This window comes from Pseudomonas sp. GW821-FHT01A09 (genome assembly GCF_058986725.1).
This window is the reverse complement of sequence record NZ_JBYSWB010000026.1, coordinates 83,069-92,199: the sequence shown is the minus strand read 5'-3', so window position 1 is coordinate 92,199 and position 9,131 is coordinate 83,069. Positions and strand designations below refer to the sequence as shown.

The following is a 9,131-nucleotide window of genomic DNA, read 5'->3' as shown; positions in this document are numbered from 1 at the left end:
GGGAGCCGCGCTGAGCCATGGACGGCGATTCGCGGCGTGCCACCGATTCAGAAGCCGGAACGCGGGAACCCCGAGCGCCAGCGAGGGGCCAATGTGGGGCGCCGCCCAGGCTGGAGCGCAAGCAGGGCCACACCCCAATCCCCAGCCCCCAAAGTGCCCGGCCCTAAAGCGCCGCCGCAAAATGACCGCCCGCACCGCCACCAGATCACCATCATCCTCACACCACGAGGCTGACGGAGGGACAATGCCGAAAAGGCCGCTGCACAGGGATAACCCCACTATGTGCGCTACCGAACAGACAGCCATCGACGCCCGTACCCACACTGACGGTGCAAAGCTCCGCTCACCCAGGCACGTACCGGTGCCGGCATCCCCGCTGCGCACCCCGCCATGCTGTGCACTCCGCCTGCGTTGGCGAGACTGCTGGCGCGAGTGTCAGACCTAGGATTTTATGTCGAGCATATGGGCTCCTACCCGGTTGCTGCTGTCCCGGCTGGCTGTGTTTTACCGAACCGGCAACTACCCCCCGGTCAAATTCGCCTACGAGCAGATACTGCGCGCCGAGCTGTTCAATGCCGACCAGATGGCCGATCACGGCATTGCCCTGGCCGGGCAGCATCGGCTCAGCGCCTTGTCATCCCGAGACTCGCTGCTGGGCCGACTGGATGACAACGAACGGCTGCTCAACCGCAGTTGCAGCGCACTGACCCAGGCCCAGCGCAGCAACCGCCGTGTCACCCCCGCCGCCGAGTGGCTGCTGGACAATTACTTTCTGGTCGAGGAGAACATCCGCACCGCCAGAACGCACCTGCCCAAAGGCTACAGTCGCGAACTGCCCCGCCTGGTCAACGGCCTGCCGCGGGTCTATGACATCGCCCTGGAAACCATCTCCCACGGCGACGGCCGCTTCGACGAACAAAGCCTGCAGCAATTTATCGTCGCCTACCAGACCGTCATGCCGCTGGCCCTCGGCGAGCTCTGGGCGATCCCCATCATGTTGCGCCTGGCGCTGATCGAGAATCTGCGCCGGGTGGCCTCGCGGGTCATGGCCAACTGGGACGACCGCAACCTGGCCGATGACTGGGCCGAGCGCCTGATCGAAGTCTCCGAGCGCGACGTCAAAAGCGTGGTGCTGACCGTGGCCGACATGGCCCGTTCAGCGCCGCCATTGACGGCCGCCTTTGTCGCCGAACTGACCCGCCGCCTGCAAGGGCAAAGCGCGGCCCTGGCGCTGGCGCTGAACTGGATCGAGCAAATGCTCGGCGAAAGTGGCTCGAGCATCGAGCGCCAGGTGCAGCTCGACGCCCAGCAGCAATCCGCCGACCAGGTGTCCATCGGTAACAGCATCGGCAGCCTGCGCTTGCTGTCGGCGACCAACTGGCGGGATTTCGTCGAATCCGTGAGCCATGTCGAGCACACCCTCAACAACGATCCCGCCGCCGTCTACCCGGCCATGGACTTCGCCACCCGCGACAACTACCGGCACATGATCGAGCGCCTCGCCCGGCGCAGCGGGCATTCGGAAATCCAGGTGGCGCAGCGGGCCGTCGAGCTGTCCGCCGAGCAGCACCCGCAGGTGCCCGTCGGCACGCCCACCGAGCATATCGGCTACTTTCTGATTGGCGCGGGCATCGCGGAACTCGAGCGGCGGCTCAAGGCCCGGTTGCCCTTCCATGAACGCTGGAAGCGCCTGTTGCAACGCTCGCCGCTGGCGTTCTACCTGGCACCGGCGTCCTTGCTGACGGTGGTCCTGGCCCTGCCATTGCTGGCCTCGGCTGGCCGCGACGGGCTGTCCTATGCCGCGCTCCTGGGGCTGGCCGCACCCTGCCTGGTGATGACCAGCCGGCTGGCGTTCAGCCTGGTCAACTGGTGGGCGACCTTCAGCCTGGCGCCGGCCATGCTGCCGAAAATGGACTACAGCGATGGCATTCCCGAGCAGGCCCGCACCCTGGTGGTGATCCCGACTTTGATCGCTACGCGTCTCGATGTCGACGAGTTGGTCGAGGGGCTGCAAGTGCGTTTTTTGGCCAACCGCGACGATAACCTGTTCTTCGCCCTACTCACCGACTTCCTCGACGCCCCGACCCAGGTGCAGGTCCAGGATGCCGAATTGCTCGAACACGCGTCACTGGCGATCGGCCTGCTCAATCGCCAGTACGCCGAAGGAGCGACCGACCGCTTCTTCCTGCTGCATCGCCCGCGGCGCTGGAACCCCGGCGAAAACGTGTGGATGGGCCACGAGCGCAAGCGCGGCAAGTTGAACGACCTCAATGAATTGCTGCGTGGCCAGGGTGCCGAGCGTTTCAGCAGCGTTATCGGCGACACCCGGGCGCTGCGATCGGTGCGCTACGTGATCACCCTCGACACCGATACGCAATTGCCCCGAGACGTCGCTCGCCAATGCACCGGGGCCATGATGCACCCGCTGAACCGACCGATTTTCGATGCCGAACACGCGCGCATCATCGCTGGCTATGCCTTGCTGCAACCGCGGGTGGGCATCAGCCTGACCAGCACTCCGCGCTCGCTGTACTCGCGCCTGTTCGGCAATGGCGGCGGAGTCGACCCCTACACCCGCGCGGTGTCGGACATCTACCAGGACCTGTTCCAGCAAGGCTCGTTCATCGGCAAAGGCATCTACGACGTGGACGCCTTTGCCCAGGCGCTGGACGGTCGCCTGCCCGACAACCGCATCCTCAGCCATGACCTGATCGAGGGCAGTTTCGCCCGCTCGGGGCTGTTGAGCGACGTCGAGCTGTACGAGCAATACCCCTCCCATTACAGCGCCGACGTCAAACGCCGCCATCGCTGGATACGCGGCGACTGGCAACTGCTGCCCTGGACCTTGCCCTGGACCCGCAACCTGCACGGTGACTGGTCGCACAACCGTCTGGGCATCATGGCCCACTGGAAACTCTTCGATAATCTGCGCCGCAGCCTGGAGCCACTGGCATCTTTGGCGATTCTCGCCTGGGGCTGGTTCGCCAGCAGCGAGCCGCTGGCCTGGACCCTCACGGTGCTCGGCCTGCTGGTGGTGCAACCGCTGCTCAAGACCCTCACCGATGCCCTGCACCCGCCGGTCAAGGTGCCTTACTGGCACTACCTGCGCGACCTTGGCGCCAGCCTGTTGCAGGACCTGGCCCGAGTCGCGGCGACCCTCAGCTGGTTGCCACACGAGATGTACTACAGCACCGACGCCATCGCCCGCTCGCTGTGGCGCATCAGCTTCAGCCGCCGCCTGATGCTGCAATGGCAGCCCTCGCGGGAGGTCGAGCGACACTCGGAAAACCGCCTGGCCCGGCGTTACCGCGAGATGTGGATCGGCCCCTCGTTCGCTGCGGCGTTGCTGGTGGCCCTGATCCCGGCGCCGCTGACCCTGGTCATCGCCTTGCCGCTGCTGCTGTGCTGGGCAGCCGGACCCTGGGTAGCCTGGCGCCTGAGTTCGGCACCGCAGCACCGGCGTTTCGAACCCACGGCCGAGGGGCTGCGCTTCCTGCGCGTGCTGAGCCGCCGCACCTGGGCATTTTTCGATGATTTCGTCGGCCCTAAGGACAACTGGTTGCCACCGGACAACATCCAGGAAGAACCCAAGGCCAGCATCGCCCACCGCACCTCGCCCACCAACATGGGCATGGCCCTGCTCGCCCACCTGGCCGCCCACGACTTCGGCTACCTGAGCACGCAGCGGTTGGCCAGCCGGCTGGCGGCGTCGCTGGACAGCATGAACGGGCTCGAGCGCTACCAGCGGCACTTCTACAACTGGTATGACACCCAGACCCTGCAACCGCTGCGCCCGCATTACATCTCCACCGTCGACAGCGGCAACCTGGCGGGCCTCCTGCTGACCCTGCGCGCGGGCCTGATGCAGATCCCGGACTCGATACTGTTCGGCCCGGCCATCCGCAGCGGCCTGCGCGATACCTTGGACACGTTGCTCGAGGGCCAGGGTGCGGACCAGCTATCATCATTGCGTCAACGCCTGGACGACGCCCAAGCGCCGCTCGACCCCGATGAGCTGCTGGCCCTGCTGCGCAACGCCCAGACGCAAGCCTTGGAGAGCTTCGCGGGCACAGCCCGCTCCCACAGTGACAGACCACGCCCTGTGGGAGCGGGCTCTGCCCGCGAAACAGCCAGTACTGACAGCGGCTATTGGCAACAGGCATTCAGCGCCCAATGCAGCGACTGGATCGACGAACTCGAACGCTACCAACTGCCGCCTTGCCTCATCGACCACAGTCCTGCCCGCCGGACCCTGCGCGACCTTGCGCAGTTGACTCAGGACGACTGGCCCACCGAACATCACAGCCGCGTCGCCAGCGTGCGCAGTTGCGCACTGGACGCCCTCGCACGCCTCGACACGCTCAGCGGCCTGGCCGGCGAGCTGGCACAGATGGACTTCGGCCTACTGTACGACCGCAAGCGCGATCTGTTCGCCATCGGCTACACCCCCGAAGAACGGCGCCTGGATTCGGGTTACTACGACCTGCTGGCCTCCGAGGTGCGGCTGACCAATTTCGTCGTCATCGCCCAGGGCCAGATCCCGCAGCGCGCCTGGTTTACCCTCGGGCGTCTGGCCGGGGACTGCGGCGGCGTGACCACGCTGATGTCGTGGTCCGGCTCGATGTTCGAATACCTGATGCCGATGCTGGTGATGCCCAACTATGACGGCAGCCTGCTCGACCAGACCTGCCGCGCCGCCGTGACCGTACAGATCGAACAAGGCAACCGCCTGGGCACCCCCTGGGGCGTGTCCGAGTCCGGCTACTACAGCCTCGACGCCCAGTTCAATTACCAGTACCGAGCGTTCGGCGTGCAGGGCCTGGGCCTCAAGCGCGGCCTGGGCGATGAAATCGTCGTTGCGCCTTACGCCAGCGCCCTGGCGTTGATGGTCGATGCCGATGCGGCCAGCAGCAACCTGCAACGCCTGGCGCGCCAGGGCGCGATGGGCCGCTACGGGCTGTACGAGGCGGTCGACTACACCGAGGCCCGCCTGCCACCCGGCCAGCCCTTCGCCCTAGTGCAGTCGTTCATGGCGCATCACCAGGGCATGAGCCTGCTGGCGCTGACCAGCGTGCTGCTCGATCAGCCCATGCAACGGCGTTTCGAATCCGATCCAGCGCTGCAGTCCGCCCTGCTCCTGCTGCAGGAACGGGTGCCCAAAGCCAGTGCGCCCTATCTGCAAACCGCGCAATCGGCGCCCGCCAGCAACGCCGAGGGGCAGGACACCCAGCTGCGGGTCTTCGCCCACCCCGGGCACAAGCGTCCTGCCGTGCAGCTGCTCTCCAACGGCCACTATCACGTGCTGCTCAGCAGCGCCGGCGGTGGCTATAGCCGCCGCGACGATATCGCCATCAGCCGTTGGCACGAGGACATCACCCAGGACAACTGGGGGACCTTCTGCTACCTGCGTGACGTCGTCACGGGCGCCTTCTGGTCCGCAGCCTTCCAGCCGACCCTGCGCCAGACCGAATCGCACGAGGCGATCTTCAGCAATGCCCGTGCGGAGTTTCGGGCCCGGGAGCTGGATTTCGACTCGCACATGGAGGTCGTCGTCTCGCCGGAGGACAACATCGAGTTGCGTCGCCTGCACGTCACCAACCGCGCCAGCGCGGCCAAGACCCTGGAGATCACCACCTACGCCGAAGTGGTGCTGGCCCCCGCCGTAGCGGATGCCATGCACCCGGCGTTCAGCAAACTGTTCGTGCAGACCGAACTGCTGCCAGCCTTGCAGGCGATCGTCTGCAGCCGTCGGCCGCGCGCCAGTGACGAGCGGCCACCCTGGATGTGCCACCTGCTCGCCGCCCATGGCGTCGATATCCAGGCCATTTCCTACGAAACCGACCGCGCCCGCTTCATCGGCCGCGGGCGCAGCCTGGCCGCACCTGCCGCCCTCGATGCCAGCTGCGAGCAACTGTCGGGCAGCGCCGGGCCGGTGCTCGACCCGATCGTCGCGATCCAGTGCCGTATCACCCTGCAACCCGGTCAGCAGGCCACCATCGATCTGGTCACCGGGGTCGCGGACAACCGCGACGAGTGCCTGGCGCTGATCAATAAATACCGCGACCGGCACCTCGCCGATCGCGTCTTCGATCTGTCCTGGACCCACGGCCAGGTGCTGCTGCGCCAGCTCAACGTGTCCATGGCCGATGCGCGCCTGTTCGAGCAGATGGCCTCCTCCCTGGTGTACGCCAACCCGGCGTTGCGCGCGGACAGCGCCGTGCTCATCAGCAACCGGCGCAACCAGCAGGGCCTGTGGGGGCAGTCGATTTCCGGCGACCTGCCGATCGTGCTGTTGCAGGTGCACAGTCTGGACAACATCGAGTTGGTGCAGACCATGATTCAGGCCCACGCCTATTGGCGCCAGAAGGGCCTGGTGGTGGACCTGCTGATCTGGAACGAAGACAAGGTCGGCTATCGCCAGCAGTTGCAGGACGCGATCATGGGCCTGGTCACCTCCGGCAGCGAAGCCGCGCTGGTGGATCGCTCCGGAGGGATTTTCGTGCGCACGGCGCAGCAACTGTCGAGCGAGGATCGCACCCTGATTCTGTCCGTGGCGCGGCTGGTGTTCAGCGAAGGCGCGGGCTCGCTCGCCGAGCAGGTGCATCGCCGTCGCGTCGCCCCGGTGTATGCGCCGTTCGTGGCGACGGCAAAATACCGCCCTGTGCCGACGCCGGCCCAACCTGCGCAGCTGCCGCGCCTGCTGGGCAATGCCTACGGTGGCTTCAGCGCCGATGGCAGCGAGTACCTGATCGATGCCAGCGCGGCGCGGCCGACACCGGCGCCCTGGGTCAATGTCATCGCCAACGCACAGATGGGCTCGGTGGTGTCCGAGTCCGGCAGCGCTTACAGCTGGGCCGAGAACGCCCACGAGTTCCGCCTCACGCCTTGGCACAACGACCCGGTGCTCGACCTCGGGGGCGAGGTGATCTACCTGCGCGACGAAGAGACCGGGCACTTCTGGTCCGCCACCCCCAGCCCCTGCCCCGGCAACGGCCGCTACCTGACCCGCCATGGCTTCGGCTACAGCGTGTTCGAGCGTGAAGGCGACGGCCTGCATACCGAGCTGTGGGTATACGTGGCGCTGGATGCGCCGATCAAGTTTTCGCGGCTGATCGTGCGCAACCTGTCGCCACGCAGCCGCACCTTGAGCGTCACCGGTTATGTGGAATGGGTACTGGGCGACCTGCGCAGCAAGTCGGCCATGCACGTGGTGACCCAGTCGGACCCGGTCAGCGGCGCGCTGTTCGCCCGCAACGCCTATTCGGTGGAGTTCAGCGAGCGGGTGGCGTTCTTCGACACCGACGGCATCGACCACCGCATCACCGGCGACCGCACCGAGTTCATCGGCCGCGGCGGCAGCCTGAAAGCGCCCGCCGCCATGCAGCATGCAGGGCTGTCCGGGCGCATCGGCGGTGGTCTTGACCCGTGCGCGGCAATCCAGGTCACGGTGGAACTGGCCGCCGGGCAAAGCCAGGAAGTGATCATGCGCCTGGGCGCCGAGCACAACGCCGAGGCCGCTACCGGCCAGGTGCAACGCTATCGCGGCGCCCAGGCCGCCGCCGAGCAATTGCACAAGGTGCGCGAGCACTGGCGCTCACTGCTGTCGGTGATCCAGGTGCAGACGCCGGCGCCGGAGGTCGACGTGATGGTCAACGGCTGGCTCATGTATCAAGTGATCGCCTGCCGATTCCTCGCGCGCAGCGGGTTCTACCAATCCGGGGGCGCCATCGGCTTTCGCGATCAATTGCAGGACAGCATGGCGATGATCCATGCCAGCCCGGCGCTGGTGCGCAAGCACTTGCTGCTGTGCGCCGGCCATCAGTATCAGGAAGGCGATGTCCAGCATTGGTGGCATCCCCCGCTAGACCGCGGGGTGCGCACCGATTGCTCCGACGACTTCCTCTGGTTGGTGGCCGCCACCACCCGCTATGTCGAGGTCACCGGCGATATAGCGGTGCTGGACGAACCCGTGGGCTATCTGCAAGGGCGCCTGCTGAACCTGCACGAGGAGTCTTATTACGATCAGCCGAGCATTGCGCCGCTGCGTGAATCGCTCTATCGCCACTGCGTACGCGCCCTCGAACACAGCTTGCGGCGCGGCGAGCATGGCTTGCCGCTGATGGGCGGCGGCGACTGGAACGACGGCATGAATCGCGTCGGCTATCAGGGCCGTGGCGAAAGCGTCTGGCTGGGCTTTTTCGGCAGCGATGTACTCAAGCGCTTCGCTCTGGTGGCCGGGCAGTATGGCGACGCCGCGTTCGCCCTACGCTGCAATGAAAACGCCGTGCTGCTCAACCAGCGACTGGAGAAGTCCGCCTGGGACGGCGCCTGGTATCGCCGCGCCTGGTTCGACGACGGCCAGCCGCTGGGCTCGGCGAGCAACAGCGAGTGCCGCATCGACTCCATCGCCCAGAGCTGGTCGGTGCTGTCCGGCGCGGGCTCGGCGATCCGTCAGCACCGCGCCATGCAGGCGCTGGGCCGCTACCTGGTCAAACCCGAGATCCGCGCCGTGCTGCTGCTCGACCCACCCTTCGACAAAGGCGCCGAAGACCCGGGCTATATCAAGGGCTACGTGCCCGGGGTGCGCGAGAACGGCGGGCAATACACCCATGCCGCCGTGTGGGCGGCCATGGCCTTCGCGCAACTGGGCGACAGCGCCAAGGCCTGGGAGCTGCTGCACCTGATCAACCCTGCCGACCCGCGCAACAACGCCGCCATCGACACCTACAACGTCGAGCCCTACGTGATGGCTGCCGATGTCTATGGCGCTGCGCCCCACGCCGGACGCGGCGGCTGGACCTGGTACACCGGCTCGGCCGGGTGGATGTATCGCCTGGCCACCGAGTCGCTGCTGGGCCTGCAGCGCGTGGGCGATACGCTGCGCATCGAGCCGTTGCTGCCCGCCCACTGGCCGGGTTTCACGCTGAGCTATCGATTCGGCGCCACGACCTATCACTTCGATGTGCGCCGGGGCACGACGGCGGGCGGCTCGATGACGCTTGACGGCGAGCTCATCGACGGCAACCGGGTGCATTTGATCGACGACGGTATCGAGCGGTGGGTGCGAGTGGATTGCCCCGTGGCCGCCGTCCGCGAGACCACACTGGACGAGGGTTTATCCCTGTAGCGGC

General features: G+C 66.5%; 1 protein-coding gene. It reads left to right on the top strand.

Features of this window, described 5'->3' with window-relative positions; genetic code table 11:
• The first annotated feature begins 451 nt into the window (after positions 1 to 451).
• Positions 452 to 9,127, top strand: coding sequence for a GH36-type glycosyl hydrolase domain-containing protein (locus tag AC3WJP_RS23535; RefSeq protein ID WP_493723155.1), 8,676 nt, complete (start codon positions 452 to 454; stop codon positions 9,125 to 9,127).
• Positions 9,128 to 9,131: the final 4 nt, after the last annotated feature.

What these genes read in the sequence shown, in the direction of transcription:
- AC3WJP_RS23535 (WP_493723155.1), top strand. Translation starts at nt 452, where the DNA reads ATGTCGAGCATATGGGCTCCTACCCGGTTGCTGCTGTCCCGGCTGGCT.